The organism is Actinopolymorpha rutila (assembly GCF_013407855.1).
GTDB classification, from domain to species: Bacteria; Actinomycetota; Actinomycetes; order Propionibacteriales; family Actinopolymorphaceae; genus Actinopolymorpha; species Actinopolymorpha rutila.
In genome coordinates this window covers 4,648,031-4,670,612 of sequence record NZ_JACBZH010000001.1, presented here as the reverse complement: position 1 = coordinate 4,670,612, position 22,582 = coordinate 4,648,031, and the positions used below count along the sequence as shown (strand labels likewise).

Here is a 22,582-nt window from a genome sequence, read left to right as displayed (position 1 = left end):
CCGGTCAGCGAGACAGGCCCTCAGGAGAGCTGGCGGAGGCGGATCGTCTCCGGCATCTCCCGCAGCACCTGGGCCACCTTGTCCGCAGCCGGTGCGCCGATGTCGGTGATGACGTAGCCGACCTCGCCGCGCGTACCGAGGAACTGCCCCTCGATGTTGACGCCGTGCTCGGCGAGGACGCCGTTGATGGTGGCGAGAACTCCCGGCGTGTTCACGTGCACGTGCGCGAGCCGGTGGGCGCCGACCCGTTCGGGCAGGGCGAGCTCGGGGAGGTTCACGCTCAGGGACGTGTTGCCGTCGTCGGTGTAGTGGCGCAGCTTGGACGCCACGAACCGCCCGATGTCCTGCTGCGCCTCCTCGGTGGACCCGCCGACGTGCGGGGTGAGGATGACGTTGGACAGCCCGCGCAGCTCCGACTCGAACGACTCACCGCGGCGCTTCGGCTCCCGCGGGAACACGTCCACGGCCGCGCCGGCGAGGTGGCCGGACTCGATGTGCCGGCGCAGCGCCTCGTGGTCGACGAGGAAGCCGCGGGAGAGGTTGAGGAAGATCGAGCCGGGACGCATCCGGGCGAACTCCGCCTCGCCGAACATCCCGCTGTTGCCGGGACGCCCGTCGACGTGCAGCGTCACGATGTCGACCGACTCCAGCAGCTCCTCGATCGAGGAGCAGCGGACCGCGTTGCCGAGGGCCAGCTTGTCGTTGATGTCGTAGAAGTACACCGACATGCCGAGGGTCTCGGCCAGCACCGACAGCTGGCTGCCGATGTTGCCGTACCCCACGATGCCGAGCCGGCGCCCGCGCACCTCGTGGCTGCCGACGGCCGACTTGTCCCAGATCCCGGCGTGCATGTCCCGGCTCTTGTCGGTGAGCCGCCGGGTGAGGGCGATGATCTCGGCGATGGCGAGCTCGACCACGCTGCGGGTGTTGGAGAACGGCGCGTTGAACACCGCCACCCCGCGCCGGGTCGCCGCCGGCAGGTCGATCTGGTTGGTGCCGATACAGAACGCGCCCACCGCGAGCAGGGAGTCGGCCTGGTCGAGCACCTTCTCGGTGAGCTGGGTGGTCGATCGGATGCCGAGCAGGTGTACGCCGCCGACCCGTGCGGCCAGCTCGTCCTCGCCGAGTGCACCGTCGTGGGTCTCCACGTGGAAGCCGGCCGTGGAGAGCAGCTCGGTGGCGTCGGGGTGGATGTTCTCCAGCAGCAGGACGTTGATCTTGTCGTCTCCGGTCGGGGCCATGGCAAAGATGGTGCCCCCTTCGCCCCGAGCGGGCACACCCGGGTCCAGGGTGCGATACGCCCGGGCCGGCTCGCGACCGGCCCTGCCGACGCGATGCGTGGGGCGAGCCCGGCGCGACGGACGAGGACGTGGCCCGATATGGATGGAGGATGGGACCAACAGGCTCATATCGGTGGTGGCTGGTCGCCGCCCTCGCCGTGACGACCACCGCTGGGTACGGCGTTCTGTCGTACGCCTTCGCGGTCTTCCTCGTCCCCATGCAGCACGACCTGGGCGCGAGCCGTACGGCGATCACGGCCGCCCAGACCCTCTGCCTGCTGGCCGCCGCCGTGGCCGCGGTCCCGGCCGGGCGCTGGCTGGACCGGCACGGCGGCCGGGCTCTGATGGTGGGGTGCTCGCTCGCCGCCACCGCCCTGGTGCTGGCCTGGTCGCGGGTGGACAACGTCGTGCAGTTGTACGCGGTGTCGGTCGGGCTCGGCCTGGCGACGGCGGGCGTGTTGTACGAGGCGGCCTTCGCGGTGGTGGTCACGTGGTTCCAGGACCGTCGGCGGGGTACGGCGATGCTCGCCATCACCATCGTCGGCGGGTTCGCCTCGACCATCTTCATCCCGCTGTCCGGCCTGCTGGTCGAGTGGTACGGCTGGCGGCAGGCGCTGGTCGTACTCGCGCTGGTGTACGGCGTGCTCACGGTGCCGCTGCACGCCGTCGTACGTTCGCCGCGTGCCCTCCACCGGTCGGCGGGGCGCACACCGGCGCGGACGCCGACGGCGCGGACACCGGCGCGGGCGCCACGCCGCCGCGGCGGTGTCATCCGGATGGCGCTGCGCGACCCGGACTACTGGCTGATCAGTACGGCGTTCGTCACCCAGGGCGTGGGCGTCTTCGTGGTCGGCGTCCACCTCGTGGCGTACCTGCGCGAACTCGGCAACCCGCCGACGGTGGCGGCCGGCATCGCCGGGCTGCTCGGCGTCCTGTCCGTCGCGGGCCGGGTGGTGACCACGGCGGCGCAGCGGAGGTTCCGGGTCGATGCCGTGGTCGCGCTGATCTTCGTGGTGCAGGCCGCCGGGCTGGCCCTGCTGCCGTGGGCCGGCCACGGCGTCGTCGGCGCGGTGGCCTGCGTGCTCGCGGTGGGGATCGGCTTCGGGGTGAGCACGATCGCCCGGCCGGCGATGGTGGCCGAGCGCTACGGCGTCGCCGACTACGCCACCATGGCCGGGCTGATGGCCGCGATCCTCATGGTCACCAAGGCACTCGCCCCGCTGGGCGCGGCCTGGCTACGCACCGCTTCCGGAAGCTACACGCCGGTCATGGTCGTCTGTTCCCTCACCAGCCTGGTCGGCGCGCTCGCCCTCGTCGTGGTCGGCCGCCGGCCGGCTCGGAATCCGGATGGACGCGGCGGCGGCCAGGAAGCAGAGCAGGCCGGCGCCGGTGAACGCGAGGGTGTAGCTGCCCAGGTCGTCGCGGATCACGCCGGCAGCGGTCGCGGCGATCGCCGCGCCGATCTGGTGGCAGGCGAAGACCCAGCCGAACACGATCGGTCCCGCGGTACCGAAATGCGTACGGCACAGGGCGATCGTCGGCGGCACGGTCGCCACCCAGTCCAGCCCGTAGAACACGATGAAGATCAGTAGGCTCGGGTGCGGTTCGGCCGCGAGCAGGGACGGAAGCAGCAGCAGGGAGCCGCCCCGCAGCGCGTAGTACAACCCGAGCAGCAGCGGCGCCGGAACCCGGTCGGTGAGCCAGCCGGAGGCGACCGTCCCCACCACGTCCAGCACACCCACCAGGGCCAGCAGCGAGGCGGCGAGGGGCTCGGACATGCCGTGGTCGTGGGCGGCCGGGATCAGGTGGATCTGGATCAGCCCGTTGGTCGACATGCCGCAGACGGCGAAGCCCGCCGCGAGCAGCCAGAACGGCCGGGTGCGGGCGGCGGCGGCCAGCGTGGCCAGGGCCCGGCCGGCGGCCGGGTGCTGGACCGGTTCGGCGGGTTCGTTGCCGGTCGCGCCGTACGCCGCGAGACCGACGTCGCTCGGCCGGTTGCGCAGAAAGAGCACGACCAGCGGAATGACCGCCACGGCGGCGATCGTCACCGTCCAGGACGCGCTGCGCCAGCCCGAGCCGACGGCGAGAGTGGCGAGTACGGGCAGGAACACCAGCCGGCCGGTCGCGCCGCCGGCGGTGAGGACACCGGTCACCAGGCCGCGGTGACGTACGAACCACCGGCCGGTGATCGTGGCCACGAACCCCAGCGCCATCGCCCCGGTGCCCAGGCCGACGAGCAGTCCCCACAGCAGGACCAGCTGCCAGCTGGCGGTCATGAAGACCGTCAGGCCGCTGCCCACCACGATCAGCGCGAGCGCAGCGACCAGGACGCGTCGGATCCCGAACCGTTCCATCAGCGCGGCCGCGAACGGCGCGGTCAGGCCGTAGAGGAGGAGGTTGACCGAGATCGCGAGCGAGATCGTGCTGCGCGACCAGCCGAACTCCTCCTGCAGGGGAGTGACGAGGACGCCCGGTGTGGCACCGAATCCGGCGGCGGCGACCAGGGTGAGCATCGAGACGCCCGCGACGAGCCAGGCACGGTGGAGGCGGGGCGACTTCGAGGACGTTGGCACGGCGGACGTTGGCACGGCGGACGTTGGCACGGCGGATGTTGGCACGGTGGGCGTTGGCACGGGAACCAGTCTTCGGGCTCCGCCGGGCGCGAACGAGTGGCCTGAAGGCCAACATGTGCAAGGATCGGGCCATGCCGTTTCCCGCCCCCGGTTCGCGGCACCGGATCGCGGTGCTGGCCCTGCCCGTCGTCGTGCCGTTCGACCTGGGCACGGCGACCGAGGTCTTCCGCTCCGCCCGTGACGACGACGACCGGCGGCACTACGTCGTCCGGGTCTGTACGCCCGGGGGAGCGGCGGTGCGAACGGCCGCCGGCTTCGACATCACCCCCGAGCACGGCCCGGAACTGCTGGCCGAGGCGGACACCGTGGTGGTTCCCGGTGTGCACGGCGGCCCGGCGATGACCGACGGGACGATCGACCCGATGGTCGGCCAGGCCCTGCGTGAGGTGGTGGCGACCGGGCGCCGGTTGGTGTCGATCTGCACCGGTGCGTTCGTGCTGGCCGCTGCCGGCGTGCTGGACGGGCGCCCGGCGACGACCCACTGGGCGCACGCGGAGCGGTTCCGGCACCTGTATCCGAAGGTGCGGCTGGACCCGGACGTGTTGTTCGTCGACGACGGCCAGGTGCTCACCTCGGCCGGGGTGGGCGCCGGGCTCGACCTGTGCCTGCACATCATTCGCCGCGACCACGGCGCCGAGGTGGCCAACAGCACGGCCCGCCGCTGTGTGGTGCCGCCCTGGCGCGACGGCGGGCAGTCGCAGTACATCGAACGCCCGGTTCCCTCACCGGCCGGCACCACCACCGAACCCACCCGCCGGTGGATGCTGGACCACCTGGCCGACCCGCTCGACCTGCGGGCGCTCGCCGGGCACGCGCGGATGAGCGTACGGACGTTCACCCGGAGGTTCCGGGAGGAGACCGGCCTGAGCCCGGGCGGCTGGCTGGGCCGGCAGCGCATCGAACACGCCCGGCACCTGCTGGAGTCCACCGACCTGCCGGTCGACGCGGTGGCCCGGGCGGCGGGGTTCGCGACCACCGCGTCGCTGCGCCAGCACCTGCACGCGGTCGTCGGCGTCTCGCCGCTGGCGTACCGGCGGACCTTCCGCGGCGCGTCCCAGCACTGAGCAGCGGAGCCGGCGCCACTCACCCCGCACGGTCGCTGTCAACCAGCGCTTGCCGGCGTACGCGACCGCAGCGAACTCGCTCGTACGTGCAACTCGGTGGGCAGCACGGTCACCGACGGCGGGCGGGCCGGATCCTCGACCCGCCGCAGCAACAGGTCGGCGGCGGTGCGCCCGATCTCGTACGTGGGCTGGGTGATCGTGGACAACGGCGGCCGGATCAGCGTCGCGCAGGGCACGTCGTCGAACCCGAAGATCCCCACGTCGGCGGGCACCCGCAGGCCCCGGTCCACCAGGCACTCCAGTGCCCCGACGGTGAGCAGGTTGTTGGTGGCGAACACCGCGTCCGGGCGCGGTGTGTGGTCGAGGAGCTCGCCCATGGCGGCGTACCCGCCCCGCTCGCGGAAGTCGGCGTGGCGTACCAGCCGGCGGTCCGGTTTACGGCCGGCCGCCCGCAGCGCGCGGCGGTAGCCCTCCAGGCGTTCCTCGGCGGTGCTGACGGCACGCGGCCCGGTGATGCAGGCGACCCGGGTGAACCCCTCGTCGAGCAGGTGGGCGGTGGCGAGTTCGGCGGCGCTGGTGTTGTCCACCGTCACCGTGTCCACCTCGACCTCCTCCGCCCGCCGGTCGATCGCCACGATCGGTACGCCGGCCGACACCAGCCGGGCCAGGTGACCCGGCTGGTTGGTCGGGGAGACGATCACCCCGGCCATCTGCTCGGCCAGGATCGCGGCGATGTAGTCGGCCTCCTTGGCCGGGCTCTCGTCGCTGTTGCAGAGCACCACGGAGTACCTCGCCTGCTGGGCGACGTCCTCGACCCCGCGCACCAGGGCGGTGAAGAACGGGTTGTTGATGTCGGAGACGAGCACCGCCCACAGGTGGGTCTGGCTGCGGCGCAGGCTGCGGGCGAGCGCGTTGGGCCGGTAGTCGAGCTCGGTCGCGGCGGCACGGACACGGTCGGCCATCTGTGCGTCGACGGTCTGCTTGCCGTTGAGCACCCGGGAGACGGTGGACGCGGAGACGCCCGCGCGGCGGGCGACGTCGTAGATCGTGGCCATGGTGGTGGTTCAGCGTAGGACACAGCAGGGCGCTCTCGTCCGTCCCGGTCGGACGAGAGCGCCCCGCGTCGTGTGCCCGCCCGGGTCAGATCATCCGGCGGGCGAGGTTCTCCTTGCCCGACGGGCCGTTGGCGGATCCGGCGATCCACGGGCCGTCGGGATAGAGGTGGAGTACGCCCTCCTCCACCCAGGTGTAGCGACCGGCCAGGATCTGCTTGGCCAGCGCGTCGTCGCTGTCGTCCGCGTTGACCCACAGCCGGCGGAACAACTCCCGGATCCGGGTCCGCGCCTGTACGCAGAACGCCTCCGCCAGTTCGTACGCCGCCGCGCCCCGCTCGGGGTCCTCCTGCCGCAGCCGCTCCGCCCGCACGCAGGCCGCCGTCATGGCGAACAGCTCCGCGCCGATGTCGACCACCCGGGCGAGGAATCCCTGTCGCTGTTCGAGTTTGGCCTGCCAGCGCGCCATGCCGTAGAAGGTGTTGCGGGCCAGCTTGCGCGAGGCGCGCTCCACGAACCGCAGATGCGGGGCCAGGTCACCGAACTCGGCGTACGACGAGGGCCGGTGTCCCTTGCCGGTGACCAGCCGCGGCAGCCAGCGGCCGTAGAAGCCGCTCGCCCTGGCCGCAGCCCTCGCCTTCGCGCCGGTGGCGGCGTGCACGTCGGCGAGCGCGCCGGCTGCCTGCAGATGGGTGTCGACCGCCTCGCGGGCGATCATCAGGTGCATGATCTCGGTGGAGCCCTCGAAGATGCGGTTGATGCGCATGTCCCGCAGCATCTGCTCCACGGGCGCGGCCCGCTCACCGCGCGCGGCCAGCGACTCCGCGCTCTCGTAGCCGCGACCGCCCCGGATCTGCACGAGCTCGTCGATCATCTGCCAGGACTTCTCGCTGGCGTACAGCTTGGCCAGCGCCGCCTCCAGCCGGATGTCGAGCGAGCCCTCGTCTGCCATGCCGGCGGACAGTTCGAGGATGCTCTCCAGCGCGTACGACGTCGCCGCGATGAACGAGATCTTGTGTGCGATCGCTGCGTGCCGGCCGATCGGGCGTCCCCACTGTTCGCGTTCGGCGGACCACTCGCGGGCGATCTTCAACGCCCACTTGCCCGCGCCCGCGCACATCGCGGGGATCGACAGCCGTCCGGCGTTCAGCGTCGTCAGCGCGATCTTCAGGCCCATGCCTTCTTCGGCGAGCCGGTTCGCCGCCGGGACCCGGACCTGGTGGAAGCGGGTGACGCCGTTCTCGATACCGCGCAGACCCATGAAGGAGTTGCGGTTCTCGACCGTGATGCCGGGACTGTCGGCCTCGACCACGAACGCGGTGATGCCGCCGCGGTGGCCCTCCGAGCGCGGTACCCGCGCCATCACCACCACGAGCTCGGCCACGACGCCGTTCGTCGTCCACAACTTGACGCCGTCCAGGACGTACTCCGAGCCGTCCGCGCTCGGCACGGCGGCCATCCCCAGCCGGGCCGGGTCGGAGCCGACGTCCGGTTCGGTGAGCAGGAACGCGCTGATGGCGCCGCGGGCACAGCGGGGGAGGTACTCCCGTTTCTGCTCCTCGGTGCCGAACATCCGCACCGGTTCGGGCACACCGATCGACTGGTGCGCCGAGAGCAGCGCGCCGATGCTCGGGTGGACCGAGCTGGCCAGCATCAGCCCGGCGCCGTAGTCGGCCATCGACAGGCCGAGGCCGCCGTACTCCTGCGGGATCTTCATCCCGAACGCGCCAAGGGCGGCGAAGCCCTTCGCGTACTCGTCGGGGATGCGGGACTCGCGTTCGATGACCTGGCCGTCCAGCGTCTCGCAGTAGGCGCGCAGGCGGCCCAGGAACTCCCGGCCACGGAGGATCTTGTCGGCGGGAGGACGCGGGGCGGGGTGGATCAGGTCGAGGCGGAGCTGCCCGAGGTAGAGGTCCTTGGCGAAGCTCGGCTTGACCCAGGAAGCTTCGCGGGCCGCCTCGGCGACAGCGCGAGCCTCCACTTCGGTGACGCGGCCGGTCTGGCTCATGGCTCACCCTTTCGCCGGTACTACCGGCCAGTGTTACTCGCCAGTAAGAGACGTGCCAGGGGAACCGGAAAAGGGACCGACAGCTTGGGCGAGTGGTCCGAAAGTTGCCGTTGACAGCGGTTGGTGCGGATCGCGGACGGTCCACGAAGCCTGTGTACGCAGGGGAAAGCCTGCGGAGGCGACCTGTCAGGCCGAGCTTTGGAGCCTGTCAGGCGTCGGTTGACGTCCATTCCCGGCTCGGCGACCACGGCGGAAGGGGCCGCTCCATGCGCGGCACCACGCGGTGCACCGTCGCCAGGGTCAGCGCCATCACCAGGCACGCGGTGCCACAGATCCCGGCCGCACTTCCGGCGTACGCCACGAACAGCCGACGCCGGGTCAGCCCGTCGATGTTCGCGTACAGCCCGGGATCGGCGACCGCGACGGCGAGCACGCCGCCGGCCACCAGGACGACACCGGCCACCGCGAGCAGCGAGACGGCGTACGGATGTGCCTCGCGGGTGGTGGCCCGGGCGAACCGGGACTGGGCGAGGACCAGGCAGAACCCACCACCGGCCGCCCAGCCGCCGACGATCAGCAGCGCCGCCACGGCGTCGCTGGGGCGGTGCCAGCCGGCGGACAGCGTGGCCACCGCCGTCAGTGCGGAGTAGCCGGCGCCGAGCACGGCCGCCGTGCCGCGCAGGGCGGGCGGCAGCACCAGGACGAACGCGACCGCCACCGACGCGGCCACCGTGGTGTGCCCGCTCGGCAGGCTGTTCAGCCCGGCCGCCGTCTCACCCTGGATGCCGAGGTCGGGGCGCTGGATCACGAGGTGCTTGAGCACCTGGGTGGTGAGGTTGGCGCCGGCGACCACCAGCGTGGCCACCAGTGCGAGCAGCACCCGACGTCTGGCCAGCGCGATGAACCCGATCAGCAGGGTCGCGGCCGCGAGGGACGCCACCGAGACCACGTCCAGCACCCGGGTCACCAGCGTGTGCACATGGGTCTGGCCGACCACGTTGCCCGCGAGCGCCACCGAGTCCAGCAACTGGCCGTGGTGGGTGTGGATGAAGATCCACCACACGGCCCCCAGTGCGACGACATAGGCGAGGGTCAGGGTGAACAGCCAGGACGCGGTGACTCCACGGGAGCGGCTCGGCATGCGGTCACGGTAACTGCTCACCCTGGGTGGCCGACTGCATCCCAGCGGCCTCATCCCCAACGGACGGTGGCCGGCTTCCCGCCGGAGCGTCCCGGGCATGTCTCACATAACGGGCGCCGGAGCTGCCCGCGGAATGCGGATGACCTACGCGGGCGTTGGGCAGTACAGTGGTCGCGGTCGGTCGGGTACGCCCCGATCCGGCGCGAGCGGTACAACCTTGACAACTCAACATGGGGGTGAACGGTTTCGACTTCGTGCGATCGCTTCAGGTGAAGCGGGCCGAGGACCCAGGGTCGTCTCGTTAACGATCCCTGGAAACCAATAAGTGCCGATTCCAAGCGCACTAACTTCGCTCTCGCCGCCTGAGGCGAGCTGACGAAGGGTCAGCCCGGGAGTGCCTTCGGCCCGGGTCCTGATCTCATCAAGAGGGCTCACCTGTACGGACTGGCCACTGGGCCGTACGGGGAAATGAACGGTGGCTGGGCCCGTCGGCGACTTGCCTGTGAGAGCGCCGGGGCCGAGTAGAACGTCTAGCAGGATGCGCCCGGAGAAGCCCTGAAACATCGACGAAGGACGCGGGTTCGATTCCCGCCACCTCCACCAACAGCAGAGCCCCTGGTCAGAGCCATCTGACCAGGGGCTTTCGCATGCGCGCGACCACCTTACGACCACTTTACGTACGGTCGGTCGCATCCCGGACACGTACGGCAGCGAGCGTCCGGGAGCCGTCAACCTCATCGCCGCAGCACCTTCGCAGCCTCTGCCGAGGCGACGCCGCGCGTCGCGGCCGCCGTCCTCGACCCGCCTGGACGGGTCCTGGCCATCCGACGGCGCGACAACGGTCACCGGGAACCACCCGCGGCATCCGCGAACTCGACGAGTCCATCCACGACGGCCTACGCCGCGAGGTTCAGGATGCCCCCGCGGGCCCCGAGGCGAAGGAGCTCACGATCCAGTGAAGAACATCTACGTCGTCACGCACCCTGAGGCAACGCATCACATCGACGGCCTGGTCGGTGGATGGTTCGACTCCGAGCTGACCGACCGGGGCATAGGGCAGGCCGAAGCGATTGCGATGGCACTGTCAGAACGCCTGAACGGGGCTGCCGTCGAGACGATTTCATCCGATCTGAGCCGCACGCAACGGACCGCGGAGATCATCGTCGAACGACTCGGTGGCGATCTGGTGCTTGACCCGGATCTCCGGGAGCGATCGTACGGCGAGGCGGGTGGCCGGCCCCAAGCCTGGCTGGAGAAACACCGCATTCCCCATCCGGAGTTCGGCGATCGGCTACGTCACAACGAGGGTGTCAACGGCGAGACGTGGATGGACCTTGCTGTGAGGGCGTATGCAGCGATGAAGCGGATCCAAGCCTCTGCCATGGAGAACCAGGTGGTTGTCACGCACGGTGGCACGACTACCTTCCTCCTGGCAGCGTGGATCGGCATGCCCCTGGAAGCAACCGGCCGCGTACACTTCCGGGTCTCATCCGGCGGCATCACCCACCTTCGCAGGGACGACCGCATCTACAGCCATCAGATCACCCGATTGAACGAGACCAGCCATCTGAACTAGCCCCGAAGTTGGCTTACGGTTCAGTTATCGCCGGCGATAGCCGCTGGAGACTGTGGACGCCGGCCGAGTAACGGGCCGGCCGAGCGCATTCGTCACGCCTGATCGGGGCATGGACGTGGCCGGTCGACCCCGAAGCGGGCGCTTTCCTTCATGAACGGCCTGCGCGACGGCCTGCTGCTCGCCGCGGCAGTGCTGCTGGTCGCCACGATCGCAGGCAGTCGGCTGCCGCGACCCCAGACGTCACCAAGGCCAACAACCAAAGGAGAATCACGATGAGGTACACCCGGAGCGGCGGCCAGACGGTTGCCGGACCGCGTGCCCAGTTCACCGGTACCGTCCAGGTCGACGGCGTCCGCAACCCCGACGAGCAGTCGGCAATCGGCTGCGCGCACGTGCGGTTCTCACCGGGCGCCCGCACCGCATGGCACCACCACCCCAAGGGCCAAACCCTCTATGTCACCGACGGAATCGGCCTGGTCGCCACTCGCGACGGCGGTGTTCAGGAGATCCGTCCCGGCGACGTCGTCTACATCGAGCCGGGTGAGGAGCACTGGCACGGTGCGACCCCCGATCGGTACATGGCACACATCGCCATGCAGGAGGCCGACGAGAACGGACAGGTCGTGACCTGGCTGGAGCACGTCACGGACGAGGAGTACCGCGCCTGACGCTGGCGACCCGAGGACGGGCACCAATGTCGAGGAGACATTCCCAGGCCGGTCAAGCCCGAGCGCATGGTTGAGAACTGACTTCGGCGTACGTTCGCGTAGGTCGACCTGCCTGTGAGAGCCCTGGGGCGTTTTGGACTTTCGGGGGGCCGTCCTAGCGTCGGTCTGGTGGACCGTTACGAGGGGCGACTGCTCCGACGCCCACTGTTGGTGGTCCTGCTCAACCTTGGGTTGGCGGCCGTCTTGTACGGGTCTGCGCAGATCGGCCTCGTGATCGGGTTGGAGCGCGGGCCCATCAGCCCGTTCTGGCCACCCACCGGGATCGCCGTGGCCGCCGTGCTTGTGCTGGGGGCTGAGATGTGGCCCGGGATCCTGCTCGGTTCGGGGATCGTCAACGTGTTCACCGGCCCCGCCGCTACGGCGGTTCCCACCGCGGCAGGTACGACGTTGGCCTGCCTGACCGCGTACTGGGCGCTGCGCCGGATCGGCTTCCGGGTCGAGCTGGACCGCCTGAACGATGCGCTCGCGCTGGTGTTCCTCGCCGCGTTCGGCGCGATGCTCGTCAGTTCCACGGTCGGCGTCGCGCTGATGCTCCTCAGCGGCCAAGTGTCCCTCGGCTCCGCCGTTCCCGTCTGGCTGACCTGGTGGACCGGGGACGTCATGGGTGTGCTCATCGTGACCCCTCTACTGCTGACCCTGATCAAGCTTCCGTGGCGCCGATATCGCTACGTCGACTCCGAACGGCTCATGGAGATCGCGCTCCTGATGGTGGGTTCCGTCGGAATCATGCTGGTTGGCGAGAAAGTGCTGGGAGTGTCGTTTCTGGCGTTCCCGCTGCTGGTCCTGGCCGCGTGGCGTTTCCAACTGCCGGGCGCGGCCCCGGTCGGCCTACTCGTCTCTGCCGTGGCCATTCATGCCGCGGTGTACGGAACGGGCTCGTTCGCCGGCCACGACCTGCTCTACAAGATGCTGATACTGCAGACCTTCAACGGATCGATCGCCCTGACCGGGCTCCTGCTGTCGGTAGCCATCACCGAACGCAACCGCACGCGCGTGGAACTCGAACGCACCTGCGCCAGACTCGGAGACGTCATCGAGCACATCGACCGCGCCATGCGACCGGACAGGGCGTCCCCTCTCCGGCACTGGGCGGAGGAGAAACAAGCCGCTCCGAAGGGCCGATCCTGACCCACTTCCGCACCGGCCGGTCACGTGCGCCATTCATCGGCGTGGGGAGCCGGCGAGCGGCGTAGTGTCGTACACGCTTGCCAGGCGAGTGTGTTGCGGGAAGGTGCCGGAGCCGGAGGCGAGATGATGCAGGGCCCGCAGAGCGAGATCGACGGCTTTTGTGCCGTGTGCCGTTCCAAGGCCAACCTGCCTCGGTACGCCGGTCCCCATGTCTCGCGAGCCAATGAAATCGACCAGGTGGTCCGTCGACGGCTGGATCGCGCCGATTCCTCCACCCTCGACGGATTCTGGCATCCGCCGCGGTGCCGTCGGTGCGGGGCCTGGCTGCGGGAGCGTTCGGCAAACGCACGCGAGTTGCCGGTCGAGCCACTGGGCGAGTCGAACGATCCGCGTCGGTCGGTCAAGCCGGACATTCTGAACCGCGAATTTCTCACCACGGCGGACCAGCAGACGTTGCTCGGCACGCTGGTGGACGCCGCACTGACTCACTGCCGTGCCGACGCGGCCAACGCACAACTGGTGGATCCGAACCGGAAAGGCCTGTACATAGCCGCCCACCGAGGATTCGAACGCCCCTTCCTCGACTACTTCGAGTGGGTCGACGGCGATGGTTCGGCCTGCGCGGTCGCGGCTGCCGAGCGCGCGGCGGTCGTCGTTCCCAACGTCCTGCACAGCCCGCTGTTCGACGACGCGAGCAGGCGGGTGATCCTCGACGCCCGAATCTGCGCGGTGCAGTCGATTCCTCTGCTCAGCTCCACCAAGCAACTCCTCGGGGTCTTCTCCTGCCACTATCGCGCCGACCGCACGCTGACGAGCCGCGTGGCGCCCTTGCTCCATGTCGTGGCCAGTGCGGCCGCCTGGGCCCTGCAACGACACATGCCCTGAGCCGGCACCACCTGACCAGTTGGCCAACCGGTCACAGGTGGGATCGAAGGCGGCGGGCTCCCAACCTGACAACGGCGACGCCTGCCGAGAACAGGGCGAGGTTCAGCGCGAGCATCCCGACAGACACCCGGGTGGGGTTGTCCTGCGGACGCCCGAACCTCAGGGCGTACGCATGCCCTGCTGGTGGATCCATCCACGACTGGTAGCGACGCGATCCGCTCCCAGCTGAATAGTCGCCTCTGTCAACCGCTGCTTTGCATGCGGGCGAGGTAGTCCCGCCAGAACTCCGTGGCGCTGCCGTCAGCGTACGGCTGCTCGCGGAAGGCGCCGATGGTTCCGTCGAGGAGTTCCCGAACGATGTCGGCATGCCCGGCGTGGCGCGCAGTCTCCCCGACCATCGTGGTGAGCGCGTACCCCAGGGAGATGGTCTCTCCGGACCAGCGTGTCCCGGTGTCGGCCAGGTCCAGGTTGTTGGTGGCGCAGGTCAGCGGCGGGTGAGGGCGCGTTCCAGGAGATCGTGCAGGGTGCCCTGCTGTTTGGGAGAGAGTCCGGCGAGCGGCGAGTCCTCCACGAGGAGTTCCAGCAGTTGCTCGCGCAGCTTTCCGCCCTTGGTGGTGAGTCCCAGTTGCTTGGCGCGGCGGTCGGTCGGGTGCGGGCGGCGTTCGATCAGCCCCTGCTTCTCCAGCTTGTCGACGACGAACGTCGCGTTGGACGGCTCACAGCTCATCCGCTCGGCGAGGTCGCGCATGGTCATGGGTCCGGCCAGCTCCCGCAACGCGGTTGCCTGTGCCGCGGTGAGGCCCAGCCTGACCGCGCGTTCGCGTACGTGCTCGCTGATCTGGTGGGCCAGGCCGTTCACCAACCCGCACAACTCCCGCTCGGCGACGGACTGTTGGTCGGTGGGCGTCGACTTCATGGAGCCACCCTAGCCAGCTGCGTAGAACCCGCATAATTCGAGCTTGAATGTTTCTAACTAGAAGCTTAGCGTCGAGATCATGGCGAACACACTTCCCGTCGACTGCGACCGTCTTCACCGACCGGCCCGGCTCCGGTCGCTGCGGCTCGGCGACACGACCCTGACCTACGTGCCGGACGGGACGGCGCAACTGCGTCCCCGCGGCTGGCTGCCCGACACGACCGACGAAGTGTGGGCGGCCCATCCCGAACACCTCGACGACTCCGGCAACCTCGTCGCCAGCCTCGGCGCGCTGTTGGTCGAACGCGACGGGCGCGCTCTGCTGATCGATGCGGGATTCGGCCCGCACTCGCTACCGGCTACACCGGGCAGCCCGATCGGTGCCATCACCTCCGGCGCCCTGCTGGACAACCTCGCGACGATCGGACGCGACCCGACCTCGGTCGAGGCGGTGGCGTTCACCCACCTGCACACCGACCATCTCGGCTGGGCCTGGCAGGCTGCGCCGGGTGCTGGCGACACTCCCGCGCTCGCCGGATCCGCATACCTCGTCGCCGAAACGGAGTGGAGTCGGCGCGACGAGGTCGAGGCGGACGGCACCACCGCTGGGATCCTTGCCGTCCTGGCGCCGCAGGTGCGGACCGTGGCCGACGGCGAGGAGATCTTTCCCGGCGTACTCGCACGTGTGGCCGGCGGGCACACCGCCGGCCACACGGTGTACGTCATCAACGCCGGCGAACACCGGGTCGTGGCGTTCGGCGACGCCATGCACTCGTCGATCCAGGTCGCGCACCCGCAGTGGTCCGCAGTCAACGACCACGATCGCGAGGTCGGCGTACAACGCCGTCGCGACCTCGTTGCCGAACTGACCCGACCCGGCACCATCGGCTACGGCAACCACTTCGCCGACGTGGTGTTCGGCCGGGTCGAATCCGACGGTGGCCAGGCGACGTGGCGGCCAGTGCCCACCGTGGAGTGGTGACCTGACCGCGGGCAGCGGGATGTGTCGCGTTGCTCGAATCAGGAGGCGTCGCGGAGGAGGGTGGCAGCGCAGTCGGCGGCGAGATCCTCGGCGTGGCGGGGGATTCGCTGCCCGGAACGGTAGTGCCGGCGTACGACGGAGTACGGCAGGTCCACGATCGCCATCCGGACCAACTCCTTGTCCCGGTCGGAGGTCCGGCCCAGCCCGCGGCCGATCTCGCCGACGGCGCGAGTCACCCGGCGGTTGTCGCGGCGGTGCCGGTCGCGGTCCTCCTCGGGCCACTCCGGCGCGTCGAAGTCAGCGGCGGCGTACAGCAGGATCGCCGCGTCCGCGGGGTTCGCCCGGCTCCAGGCGACGACGTGCCGGGCGGCGGCCTGTGCGGCGGCGAGCGGCGTGTCCTGCTCGACCGCGACCAGGAAGCTCTCCTGGAACCTTTCCAGCGAACGCAACCACAGCGCGGCAAGGAGTGCCGGGCGACTGGGGAAGCGGTGGTAGACCGAACCGCTGGGTGCTCCGGCCGCCCGTGCGACCGCGGCCACTGTGACCGCGCGCGGCCCCGCGTCGGCGACCAGGGTGGCCGCGGCGTCCAGTAACCCGTCGACGTCGTGCCGAGGTGGTCTGCCCATGCGGGTGAGTGTAAGGGCCTGGACCTGACCCCGTGCGCGAGCAGGCCGAGAGTCGGCGACGATTTTGGAGACATCTCTCCAGTGCATTCGTGTTTTGGAGTACGCTCTCCAAAACACGCCGAGCGTTGGAGGGGTCACATGAGGCTGCCGGAGGTGTGGGGCGCCCGGCCGGAGGAGCTGACCGCCGACTATCCGTGCGACGGATACATGACCGGTCGCACGACGGCGTTGTTCCGGGCGGTCACTGTGCGGGCCGACGTGCCCACGGTCTTCCGCTGGCTGTGTCAACTGAAAGTTGCGCCGTACAGCTACGACCTGGTGGACAACGCCGGGCGGCGCAGCCCGCGTCAGCTCACGGCAGGGCTCGAGCACCTGGAGGTCGGCCAGTCGTTCATGATCTTCACCCTGGCCGACTTCACCTACGATCGCGACATCACGTTGGTGTCGACCGACCTGGCGGCCCGGCGGATGTTCGGCGAGCTGGCGGGAACGTACGCGGTTCGCCCGAACGAGCACGCGAGGCCGGGTGAGGAGGAGACCCGGCTGGTGGTCAAGCTCGTCCTGCCGGAGGTACGCCACCCCGCCGCCCGGCTACGGCAGTCCCTGCTGGGTTGGGGTGATCTGGTGATGATGCGGGCCCAGCTGCGCAACCTCGCCAGCCTCGCCGAGCGCACCGCACGAAGCCAGGCACTGACCGGCCGGGCTCGCCGGCGCGCGTGACGGAAGAGTGCGGCGCCGCTCGGTCGTCCGCGCGGGCTGCACGCCTAAGCGACGACCCGGTAGTCGACGAGCAGGCTGCCGGTCGGTGAGGTCGTGCTTCGGATCGACTCGAGCCGAACTGCCGGCAAGCCTTCGAGGAGCTTCCGGCCGCTACCGGCGATCGCCGGTGCGATCACCAGCCTGAGCTCGTCCACGACGCCGGCGGCGAGCAGTGCCCGGGCGACCGAGATGCTTGCATGCACGCCGATGTCGGCTCCGGGCTGGTTCTTCAGCTCCCGCACGAAGTCGACCAGGTCCCCTTCGACCACAGTCGCGTTGGCCCAGTTCCGATCGAGTGGCGTGGAGGAGGCGACGTACTTCGCGACCCCGTTGATGAACGTCGCGAACGGCTCGATGTCGCTGCCCGGCCAGAACCCGGCCCACTCCTCGTAGCTACGCCGGCCGAGGATGACCGCGTCCTGCGCCTTGATGACGGCAGCGAGGTCGGCCTCCATCGCGTCGTCCCAGTCGGCGAAGAACCCGTCGGGGCTCTCCGCGACTCCGTCGAGGGACAACAGTTCGTAAACGACGACCTTGCGCACCTTCAGCACCTCCGATGGACGTGGACCCTGCTCCATGGACTAGGCGCGCGACCGGAACTCATCGGTACTGAGGCGGGTGAGCCTCGGCTGGTGGTTGGCTGGTCGTCGCCCGGTCGTCGGCTAGTCGTCGGCGAGCTGGCGGGCGATGGTGTCCGACCAGGCGTCGACGTCCTTCCAGTCGCGGAAGTCGCCGTACTTCCCGCGAATTCCCCGGTAGAGCAGCCGGCCGACCCGCGACAGGTGCGCCGGCTCGATCGCGCCGGCGAAGACGTGGTGGTCGCGCGGCCCGATCGTGTCCTGGAACTGCCCGACCACCTTGGGACCCTCACCCGCGAGCATGCCGGCGAACCGGAAGCCCTGCTCCACGGCGGCCGCGCCGATACCCACGCTGAACAACCACACCGGCCGGCGCAGCAGCGTGGCCTGGTTACGTCGTACGTACGCCTGGGCCTCGGTCGGCCAGGCGCCGCCGTACAACCCGCACCCGAACACGGCCGCGTCGTAACCGCCGGCCTCCGGTGCCCGGCCCACCTGGTGCACCTCGACCTGGTTGCCGTACTCGTCCAGGCTCGCCGCGATCCGCTCGGCGATGCCGCGGGTCGAGCCGTTCCTGCTCGCGTACGCCATCAGGACCACAGCCATGGTGCGTACCCCCGATCCCCGAGCTGCGCAGGGCTGGTCAGGACGAAGGCTCGTCGGACGGCGGCCGGCCGGTCGGTGACCCGTCGGTCGGTGACCCGTCGGCGCCGAGCTCGCGGGCAAGTTCGTGCGCCCACGAGTCGATCGCCTGCTCGTCGCGGTAGTCGGCGGCCCCGCGGCGCCCCATCCGCCGGGCCAGGCCGAAGAAGCCGCGCGCGTCCTCGCGCAGGCGGCCGCCGAACGTCCGGTGGCCGCGCGCGTGCACCTTCTGCGCCGCGGCGCGGGCGGTGTCCACCGGTGGGATCTCGCGTTCCTCAGCCGACCGGTCCAGTGGTCCGCTGCTGAACAGCCACACCGGATGGCCGGCCAGCTCGTCCCCGAAGCGGTCGGCGAACTGGCGGGCGTCGTGTTCCCAGCGCCCGGCGTAGATCGCGCTGCCGAGCACACAGGCGTCGTATCCCTTGACGGTGTGCACCGCCTTCGCCGGGGCGACCTGTACGTCCAGCCCGGCCGAGATCAGGTCCGCACCGATCCGCTCGGCGATGCCGGCGGTCGCGCGGTTCCTGGTCGCGTACGCCACGAGCACGCGCGTCGTCACCATGCACCTCCCCGCACGTCAACTCCCGCACGCCCGGCACACCCGCGTACCTCGGCGCCTTCGACCATCGGACCCCGCGCCTGTACGACCGGGACAGGGGCGGAGGTCCCGTCGGCGGCCCGTTACGGCACGACCCGGACGGCGTGGGTTCATCCCCGGCGGGTGGTGTCGAGGCAGACCTCACTGGTCAGCCTGCTGATGCGGGACCAGTCCGGCCCGGCCGAGGGGAGTGCAGTGATGCCGTCCGACCCGAGCGCCGCCGGCTCCGCCCCCAACGGCTCGCCACAGGCACCCGAACCACCGCAGAATCCCGAGCCACCGCAGACTCCCGAGTCACCGCACACCTCCGAGTCACCGCACACCTCCGAGCCACCGGCTCCTGAATCGTCGCCGATCCCGGAACCCCCGCAGACGCTGGAACCGCCGCAGGCGCTGGAACCGCCGGAGGTTCCCGCCCCGGTGCCAGACCTCCCGTCGCCCCAGGCGGGTGACGGCGCGCGATCCACTCCGCACCGCGGTCGAGGCCGGCGCGGTACCGGCAGCACCAGCAGCAGCCGTGGCGTGGCCACCGTCCTGCTCGCCCTGGGGGACAGTTGGGGCGCCGTCCTGTTCCTCGGCTGTGCGAGCCTCCTGCTCGGCGCTGCCGTGGTCGCGTGGATCCACGTGACGCCGGCCGGCTGGCCGAACCCCACCACGAGGACGATCGGCGTCCTGCTCGGCGCACAGATCCTGCTGTACGGCCTGTGCCACCTGCTCCGGGCGATGGCGGCGCCGGACGTGGACGGCGGCCGCCGCGTACTGGTGGCACTGCTCGGCATCGAGGCGCTGGTCGTGGGCGTCCTGCTGGTCCGTGGCGTCGGTGGCACCGTGGCCACGCTCGGCCTGGTGGCCGGGCTGTTCTGGCTGGTGGCGGGGGTGATCGCGGCCCTGTCGGAGTTCGTGGGGCGGGCCCGGCCCGGGCGCGGCCCGGCCATGCTGGGCGGCCTGCTGGCGATCGCGGCGAGCATCGCGGTGCTGGCGTACCCCGAGGCCTCGCTCACCGTGGCCGCCGACGTCCTCGGCGGATATGCGGTCGTCCTCGGCGTCCTGACCATCGTGCAGGCGTTCCAGGTCCGGAACGCGGCGGCCCACCGGCCGGCGCATCGGGACCGGGCCGACCATGGCGTCGCGGCAGGCGGCTGAACCGGCTCGTACACCGCGGGCCGACTACGCCGGCGCGGTGTACGGCTCCCTGCTCGCCGGCTCGGTCGTGGCCGGCGCCGGGGCGGGCGACCACCCACTTGCCCCGCTGGACCTCGGCGTCGCCGTACTGGCCACCGGCGTGGTGTTCTGGCTGGCGCACGTCTACGCGCGTCTCATGGGCAGCACCGACCAGCCGGACCTGCCCATGGCGCGCATCCGCGCCGTGGCGAGGCATGAGTGGCCGATCGTGCAGGCGGCGTTCCCGCCGGCGGCGCTGGCCTTCGCCGGCGCTCTGCTGGGCTGGCCGGCGAACGTCGCAAGCTGGCTGGCGCTCGTGGTCGCGGTCACCGGCGGAGTCGGCTGGGCGGTGTTCGCCACCGCCCAGGCCGGCGCGAGCCGCTCCGTGATCGTGCTGTCGGGGTTCGTCAACCTCGTCCTGGGCCTGGCCATCATCGGTGTGAAGAGCCTGATCCTGCACTGAGTTCAGCGCAGGATCAGGCTCCTCGTCTCCGCTCGGCTCAGACAGGTGCCGACCGGCCCTGCCCCGGAATGCGGCCCCGGCCGCTGGAGGCCTGGGCCTGTCCGACGAGTTCGGGGAGCTTGCGGACGGTGAACGCCGCGAAGATCTCCGTGACGCCGTACAGGATCATGCCGATCCCGACCAGGTTGACCAGGAGCAGCACCTCGCGACCGGGCGAGCTGATCGCCCACATGCCCAGCACGATCTCCAGCGCACCGAGGATGAGGCCTGCCCACCACAGGGGCCGCCGGACCGAGGCCAGGCTGGCGATGAGCGTGAAGATCCCGCTCAGCACGAGGTACCACGCCACGAACACCGAGAGCACGAACAACGTCATCCCCGGCCACACGAAGGTCGCGACCCCGGCCGCGACCCCCAGGACGCCACCCACGATCCACAGCCACCGCCAGTTGTCGGCGCGTGAGGCGTGCATGAACTGCGAGATCCCGCCGAGGATGAACGCGATGCCGACGAGGATGGCCAGCGTCACGATCGCCGCCGGGCGCAGGCTCAGTACGAACATGCCGTACAACGTCCACAGGACGCCGACGGCGAGGTAGACCCACCACAGCTTGCTGACCGACTCCGCAATCTCCATCCCCGGCGCCTCGCCGCCCATCCGGGCCTCCCTGGTGGGCATCTCCTCGGCACGGGTTCCTTGTGGTGTCTGTTCCGGAATCTGTGCGCCCTGTGCCGTGGGAGTCCCGCGCTGCGGACGCTGGGGGGTCTCTGGGGATTCGCCTGACATCGCCACCCCTTGGGTCGGGTCCGGCTGTGCCGCGGCACACACCTGGACGGCCTTCCGCTTCGCGCACGCCATTCCGGCGTACAGGTGAACGATGTCTCCCGCGATCTGTCCGCGGCTCATCCTGATCGGGTGAATTGACATCCTCCCTGGACTGAAGTCTGGGGATTCCCGTACCGCTCACGCGGCCGGTTGGTTGGCGTTGCCAGCAGCGGATGTGGCTGTTGGACTGATACGCCCGTTCACGGCTGCCTTTCGGCCCGAGGGTTGTTGCCTCGCCTCGTGTCCTGCCGTATATCCCGACTCCTCGGGAATGGTTGAGAGGCCGCGCGCCAGGATGTTGACGGCGGCGTTGGTGTCGGCGTGTGCCTGATGTCCGCAGGCTTCGCACTCGAAGGCCGCTTGGCTCTCGCGGTTCCCGGGTGCGCAGTGCCCGCAGGCCGCACACGTACAACTGGTGTTCTTCGGGTCCACGCGGACCACTGCCCCCTCGGGCATCTTGTGTTCGAGCCGGGTGAGGAACCGGCCCCACACAGAGGCCAGGATCGCCCTGTTCAGGGTTGCTTTCGCCCGTGCCCCGTTCGGGACGAAGACGCCCGGCTGGGCGGGATCTGGCTTCGGCACCGGTCGGCGCACCATGTTCGGCACACGCAGATCTTCGACCGCGAGCAAGTCGTAGGTGTGGGCCAGGTCGGTGGTGGTCTGCTCGACCCAGTCCGTGCGCCGGTCCTCCAGACGGCGGCGCAGTACCGCCAACCTGTCCAGCGTCCGTCTCCGTCGCCGGGAACCATTTCGCTGGCGGGTCAGGTGCTGTTGCAGCGCCAGGAACCGGGCCTGCTCGGCAGCCGTGAGGGACGGTGCCTGCACCATCCGGCCCTCGCTCGTCGCGAGGGTGTTCTTCACGCCCCGGTCGATCCCGACCACCGCACCCGTGCTCGCCTTGATCTTCGGCGCAGTGGGGGTGGTGAACGCGATGTGCCAGCGGCCGTTGCGACGGGTGACCCGCGCACTGCTGGCCGCCTCGACGTCGGCCCAGAGCCGGGAGATCCGGAACCGCACCGCCCCGACCTTCGGGACGGTGACCACTCCCCACTTGCGGTTCAGGCGGTGGACGGTGAGGTCGCGGATCACGAACCCGCCCTCCCGATCGTTGCGCTCCTTGAACTGTGGATACCTGGCACGTCCGGCGTAGAAGTTGGTGAAGGCGCGGTCGAGGTCGCGTAGCGCAGCCTGCTGTACCGAGGATGACCCCGCGCGTAGCCAGTCCAGTTCGCCGCGGAGTTGGGCCAACTCCCGCATCTGCGTGCTCGTGGTGACCTTGGCCGCGGACCGGTCGCCGCGCACGTGCTTGTCGCGGCGCCACATGGCGCGCTGCTCCAGCCCGATGTTGTACACGAACCGCGCGTGATGGCAGTGCTCCACCAACCCGACCACCTGGCCGGGCTCGGGGTAGAGACGCTGCCGAATACTCACCCAGCCGACCGTAGACGAAAGGACCGACAGCCTTGGGTACGCCGCGACCGGACTACCAGCACCAGGGCCACAGCGTCTCCCTGTCGTACGCCCATCCGGTGTCCG

At 70.3% G+C, this 22,582-nt stretch carries 23 protein-coding genes, 1 other RNA gene and 1 pseudogene; 11 read left to right on the top strand and 14 right to left on the bottom strand.

Going from position 1 to position 22,582, the window contains the following annotated elements:
• Nucleotides 1–20: 20 nt before the first annotated feature.
• Nucleotides 21–1,241, bottom strand: a complete 1,221-nt coding sequence (serA, locus tag F4554_RS20850; protein WP_179789125.1) for a phosphoglycerate dehydrogenase — start codon at nucleotides 1,239–1,241, stop codon at nucleotides 21–23.
• Nucleotides 1,242–1,390: 149 nt separating this feature from the next.
• Between serA and F4554_RS32425 the strand changes: the two are divergent.
• A pseudogene (locus tag F4554_RS32425) lies at nucleotides 1,391–2,530 on the top strand (MFS transporter); the annotation flags it as partial.
• On the opposite strand, the gene F4554_RS20845 reads toward F4554_RS32425, so the two are convergent.
• Nucleotides 2,516–3,853 (bottom strand): MFS transporter, encoded by a 1,338-nt coding sequence (locus F4554_RS20845; RefSeq protein WP_337796132.1) that lies wholly within the window; start codon nucleotides 3,851–3,853, stop codon nucleotides 2,516–2,518. The pseudogene F4554_RS32425 and the gene F4554_RS20845 overlap by 15 nt on opposite strands.
• A 131-nt stretch (nucleotides 3,854–3,984) precedes the next feature.
• Between F4554_RS20845 and F4554_RS20840 the strand changes: the two genes are divergently transcribed.
• Nucleotides 3,985–4,977, top strand: a complete 993-nt coding sequence (locus tag F4554_RS20840; protein WP_202889397.1) for a GlxA family transcriptional regulator — start codon at nucleotides 3,985–3,987, stop codon at nucleotides 4,975–4,977.
• Between the two features lie 38 nt (nucleotides 4,978–5,015).
• Here F4554_RS20840 and F4554_RS20835 read toward each other — a convergent pair whose 3' ends face one another.
• The 3 genes from F4554_RS20835 to F4554_RS20825 all read right to left on the bottom strand — a co-directional run bounded on the left by F4554_RS20835 (nucleotide 5,016) and on the right by F4554_RS20825 (nucleotide 9,178).
• The gene (locus F4554_RS20835) at nucleotides 5,016–6,032 is read right to left on the bottom strand and encodes a LacI family DNA-binding transcriptional regulator (RefSeq protein ID WP_179789123.1); all 1,017 of its coding nucleotides are present in this window, start codon (nucleotides 6,030–6,032) and stop codon (nucleotides 5,016–5,018) included.
• An 85-nt stretch (nucleotides 6,033–6,117) separates the two neighbouring features.
• Nucleotides 6,118–8,037, bottom strand: a complete 1,920-nt coding sequence (locus tag F4554_RS20830; protein WP_179789122.1) for an acyl-CoA dehydrogenase family protein — start codon at nucleotides 8,035–8,037, stop codon at nucleotides 6,118–6,120.
• A gap of 208 nt (nucleotides 8,038–8,245) precedes the next feature.
• The gene (locus F4554_RS20825; RefSeq protein ID WP_179789121.1) at nucleotides 8,246–9,178 is read right to left on the bottom strand and encodes a phosphatase PAP2 family protein; all 933 of its coding nucleotides are present in this window, start codon (nucleotides 9,176–9,178) and stop codon (nucleotides 8,246–8,248) included.
• A gap of 232 nt (nucleotides 9,179–9,410) precedes the next feature.
• Here F4554_RS20825 and ssrA point away from each other — a divergent pair.
• The 5 genes from ssrA (at nucleotide 9,411) to F4554_RS20800 (ending at nucleotide 13,495) form a co-directional block, all read left to right on the top strand.
• Nucleotides 9,411–9,781, top strand: a transfer-messenger RNA (tmRNA) gene (ssrA, locus tag F4554_RS20820).
• 352 nt (nucleotides 9,782–10,133) lie between these two features.
• The gene (locus F4554_RS20815) at nucleotides 10,134–10,754 is read left to right on the top strand and encodes a histidine phosphatase family protein (protein WP_179789120.1); all 621 of its coding nucleotides are present in this window, start codon (nucleotides 10,134–10,136) and stop codon (nucleotides 10,752–10,754) included.
• 272 nt (nucleotides 10,755–11,026) lie between these two features.
• A complete protein-coding gene (locus tag F4554_RS20810) occupies nucleotides 11,027–11,422 on the top strand; it encodes a (R)-mandelonitrile lyase (RefSeq protein ID WP_179789119.1) in 396 nt (131 codons plus the stop codon).
• 168 nt (nucleotides 11,423–11,590) lie between these two features.
• Nucleotides 11,591–12,610, top strand: a complete 1,020-nt coding sequence (locus F4554_RS20805) for an MASE1 domain-containing protein (RefSeq protein WP_202889396.1) — start codon at nucleotides 11,591–11,593, stop codon at nucleotides 12,608–12,610.
• A gap of 123 nt (nucleotides 12,611–12,733) precedes the next feature.
• Nucleotides 12,734–13,495, top strand: coding sequence for a GAF domain-containing protein (locus tag F4554_RS20800; protein ID WP_179789118.1), 762 nt, complete (start codon nucleotides 12,734–12,736; stop codon nucleotides 13,493–13,495).
• A 31-nt stretch (nucleotides 13,496–13,526) separates the two neighbouring features.
• Here F4554_RS20800 and F4554_RS20795 read toward each other — a convergent pair whose 3' ends face one another.
• The 3 genes from F4554_RS20795 to F4554_RS20785 are packed head-to-tail and all read right to left on the bottom strand — an operon-like array spanning nucleotide 13,527 to nucleotide 14,411.
• On the bottom strand, nucleotides 13,527–13,688 hold the full coding sequence (locus F4554_RS20795) for a hypothetical protein (protein WP_179789117.1): 162 nt from the start codon (nucleotides 13,686–13,688) through the stop codon (nucleotides 13,527–13,529).
• Nucleotides 13,689–13,737: 49 nt separating this feature from the next.
• Nucleotides 13,738–13,956: a mycothiol transferase gene (locus tag F4554_RS20790; protein WP_272956112.1), complete on the bottom strand. Its 219-nt coding sequence runs from the start codon at nucleotides 13,954–13,956 to the stop codon at nucleotides 13,738–13,740.
• Nucleotides 13,957–13,979: 23 nt separating this feature from the next.
• On the bottom strand, nucleotides 13,980–14,411 hold the full coding sequence (locus F4554_RS20785; protein WP_179789116.1) for a MarR family winged helix-turn-helix transcriptional regulator: 432 nt from the start codon (nucleotides 14,409–14,411) through the stop codon (nucleotides 13,980–13,982).
• A gap of 79 nt (nucleotides 14,412–14,490) precedes the next feature.
• Between F4554_RS20785 and F4554_RS20780 the strand changes: the two genes are divergently transcribed.
• The gene (locus tag F4554_RS20780) at nucleotides 14,491–15,393 is read left to right on the top strand and encodes an MBL fold metallo-hydrolase (protein ID WP_179789115.1); all 903 of its coding nucleotides are present in this window, start codon (nucleotides 14,491–14,493) and stop codon (nucleotides 15,391–15,393) included.
• A 38-nt stretch (nucleotides 15,394–15,431) separates the two neighbouring features.
• Here the strand turns inward: F4554_RS20780 and F4554_RS20775 are convergent, their stop codons facing one another.
• Nucleotides 15,432–16,019 (bottom strand): TetR/AcrR family transcriptional regulator, encoded by a 588-nt coding sequence (locus F4554_RS20775; RefSeq protein ID WP_179789114.1) that lies wholly within the window; start codon nucleotides 16,017–16,019, stop codon nucleotides 15,432–15,434.
• A gap of 138 nt (nucleotides 16,020–16,157) precedes the next feature.
• Between F4554_RS20775 and F4554_RS20770 the strand changes: the two genes are divergently transcribed.
• Nucleotides 16,158–16,739, top strand: coding sequence for a hypothetical protein (locus F4554_RS20770; protein ID WP_179789113.1), 582 nt, complete (start codon nucleotides 16,158–16,160; stop codon nucleotides 16,737–16,739).
• A gap of 44 nt (nucleotides 16,740–16,783) precedes the next feature.
• On the opposite strand, the gene F4554_RS20765 is transcribed toward F4554_RS20770, so the two are convergent.
• From F4554_RS20765 to F4554_RS20755, 3 genes are all read right to left on the bottom strand, one after another.
• Nucleotides 16,784–17,320, bottom strand: a complete 537-nt coding sequence (locus F4554_RS20765; RefSeq protein ID WP_179789112.1) for a dihydrofolate reductase family protein — start codon at nucleotides 17,318–17,320, stop codon at nucleotides 16,784–16,786.
• A 120-nt stretch (nucleotides 17,321–17,440) separates the two neighbouring features.
• Nucleotides 17,441–17,962 (bottom strand): flavodoxin domain-containing protein, encoded by a 522-nt coding sequence (locus F4554_RS20760; protein ID WP_179789111.1) that lies wholly within the window; start codon nucleotides 17,960–17,962, stop codon nucleotides 17,441–17,443.
• A gap of 37 nt (nucleotides 17,963–17,999) precedes the next feature.
• Nucleotides 18,000–18,560, bottom strand: coding sequence for a flavodoxin domain-containing protein (locus F4554_RS20755; RefSeq protein ID WP_179789110.1), 561 nt, complete (start codon nucleotides 18,558–18,560; stop codon nucleotides 18,000–18,002).
• Between the two features lie 159 nt (nucleotides 18,561–18,719).
• On the opposite strand from F4554_RS20755, the gene F4554_RS20750 reads away from it, so the two are divergent.
• Nucleotides 18,720–19,739: a DUF308 domain-containing protein gene (locus tag F4554_RS20750; RefSeq protein ID WP_179789109.1), complete on the top strand. Its 1,020-nt coding sequence runs from the start codon at nucleotides 18,720–18,722 to the stop codon at nucleotides 19,737–19,739.
• Nucleotides 19,717–20,220, top strand: coding sequence for a hypothetical protein (locus F4554_RS20745; RefSeq protein WP_179789108.1), 504 nt, complete (start codon nucleotides 19,717–19,719; stop codon nucleotides 20,218–20,220). The genes F4554_RS20750 and F4554_RS20745 overlap by 23 nt, the downstream gene beginning before the upstream one ends.
• A gap of 37 nt (nucleotides 20,221–20,257) precedes the next feature.
• Here F4554_RS20745 and F4554_RS20740 read toward each other — a convergent pair whose 3' ends face one another.
• Nucleotides 20,258–20,899, bottom strand: coding sequence for an HdeD family acid-resistance protein (locus tag F4554_RS20740; protein WP_179789107.1), 642 nt, complete (start codon nucleotides 20,897–20,899; stop codon nucleotides 20,258–20,260).
• A 285-nt stretch (nucleotides 20,900–21,184) separates the two neighbouring features.
• The gene (locus F4554_RS31570; protein WP_202889395.1) at nucleotides 21,185–22,477 is read right to left on the bottom strand and encodes an RNA-guided endonuclease InsQ/TnpB family protein; all 1,293 of its coding nucleotides are present in this window, start codon (nucleotides 22,475–22,477) and stop codon (nucleotides 21,185–21,187) included.
• Between the last annotated feature and the right edge of the window lie 105 nt (nucleotides 22,478–22,582).

What these genes read in the sequence shown, in the direction of transcription:
- F4554_RS20780 (WP_179789115.1), top strand. Translation starts at nt 14,491, where the DNA reads ATGGCGAACACACTTCCCGTCGACTGCGACCGTCTTCACCGACCGGCC.
- F4554_RS20810 (WP_179789119.1), top strand. Translation starts at nt 11,027, where the DNA reads ATGAGGTACACCCGGAGCGGCGGCCAGACGGTTGCCGGACCGCGTGCC.
- F4554_RS20840 (WP_202889397.1), top strand. Translation starts at nt 3,985, where the DNA reads ATGCCGTTTCCCGCCCCCGGTTCGCGGCACCGGATCGCGGTGCTGGCC.
- F4554_RS20830 (WP_179789122.1), bottom strand. Translation starts at nt 8,037, where the DNA reads ATGAGCCAGACCGGCCGCGTCACCGAAGTGGAGGCTCGCGCTGTCGCC.
- F4554_RS20775 (WP_179789114.1), bottom strand. Translation starts at nt 16,019, where the DNA reads ATGGGCAGACCACCTCGGCACGACGTCGACGGGTTACTGGACGCCGCG.
- F4554_RS20835 (WP_179789123.1), bottom strand. Translation starts at nt 6,032, where the DNA reads ATGGCCACGATCTACGACGTCGCCCGCCGCGCGGGCGTCTCCGCGTCC.
- F4554_RS20740 (WP_179789107.1), bottom strand. Translation starts at nt 20,899, where the DNA reads ATGCCCACCAGGGAGGCCCGGATGGGCGGCGAGGCGCCGGGGATGGAG.
- F4554_RS20795 (WP_179789117.1), bottom strand. Translation starts at nt 13,688, where the DNA reads ATGGATCCACCAGCAGGGCATGCGTACGCCCTGAGGTTCGGGCGTCCG.
- F4554_RS20745 (WP_179789108.1), top strand. Translation starts at nt 19,717, where the DNA reads ATGGCGTCGCGGCAGGCGGCTGAACCGGCTCGTACACCGCGGGCCGAC.
- serA (WP_179789125.1), bottom strand. Translation starts at nt 1,241, where the DNA reads ATGGCCCCGACCGGAGACGACAAGATCAACGTCCTGCTGCTGGAGAAC.
- F4554_RS20760 (WP_179789111.1), bottom strand. Translation starts at nt 17,962, where the DNA reads ATGGCTGTGGTCCTGATGGCGTACGCGAGCAGGAACGGCTCGACCCGC.
- F4554_RS20785 (WP_179789116.1), bottom strand. Translation starts at nt 14,411, where the DNA reads ATGAAGTCGACGCCCACCGACCAACAGTCCGTCGCCGAGCGGGAGTTG.
- F4554_RS20800 (WP_179789118.1), top strand. Translation starts at nt 12,734, where the DNA reads ATGATGCAGGGCCCGCAGAGCGAGATCGACGGCTTTTGTGCCGTGTGC.
- F4554_RS20755 (WP_179789110.1), bottom strand. Translation starts at nt 18,560, where the DNA reads ATGGTGACGACGCGCGTGCTCGTGGCGTACGCGACCAGGAACCGCGCG.
- F4554_RS20825 (WP_179789121.1), bottom strand. Translation starts at nt 9,178, where the DNA reads ATGCCGAGCCGCTCCCGTGGAGTCACCGCGTCCTGGCTGTTCACCCTG.
- F4554_RS20770 (WP_179789113.1), top strand. Translation starts at nt 16,158, where the DNA reads ATGAGGCTGCCGGAGGTGTGGGGCGCCCGGCCGGAGGAGCTGACCGCC.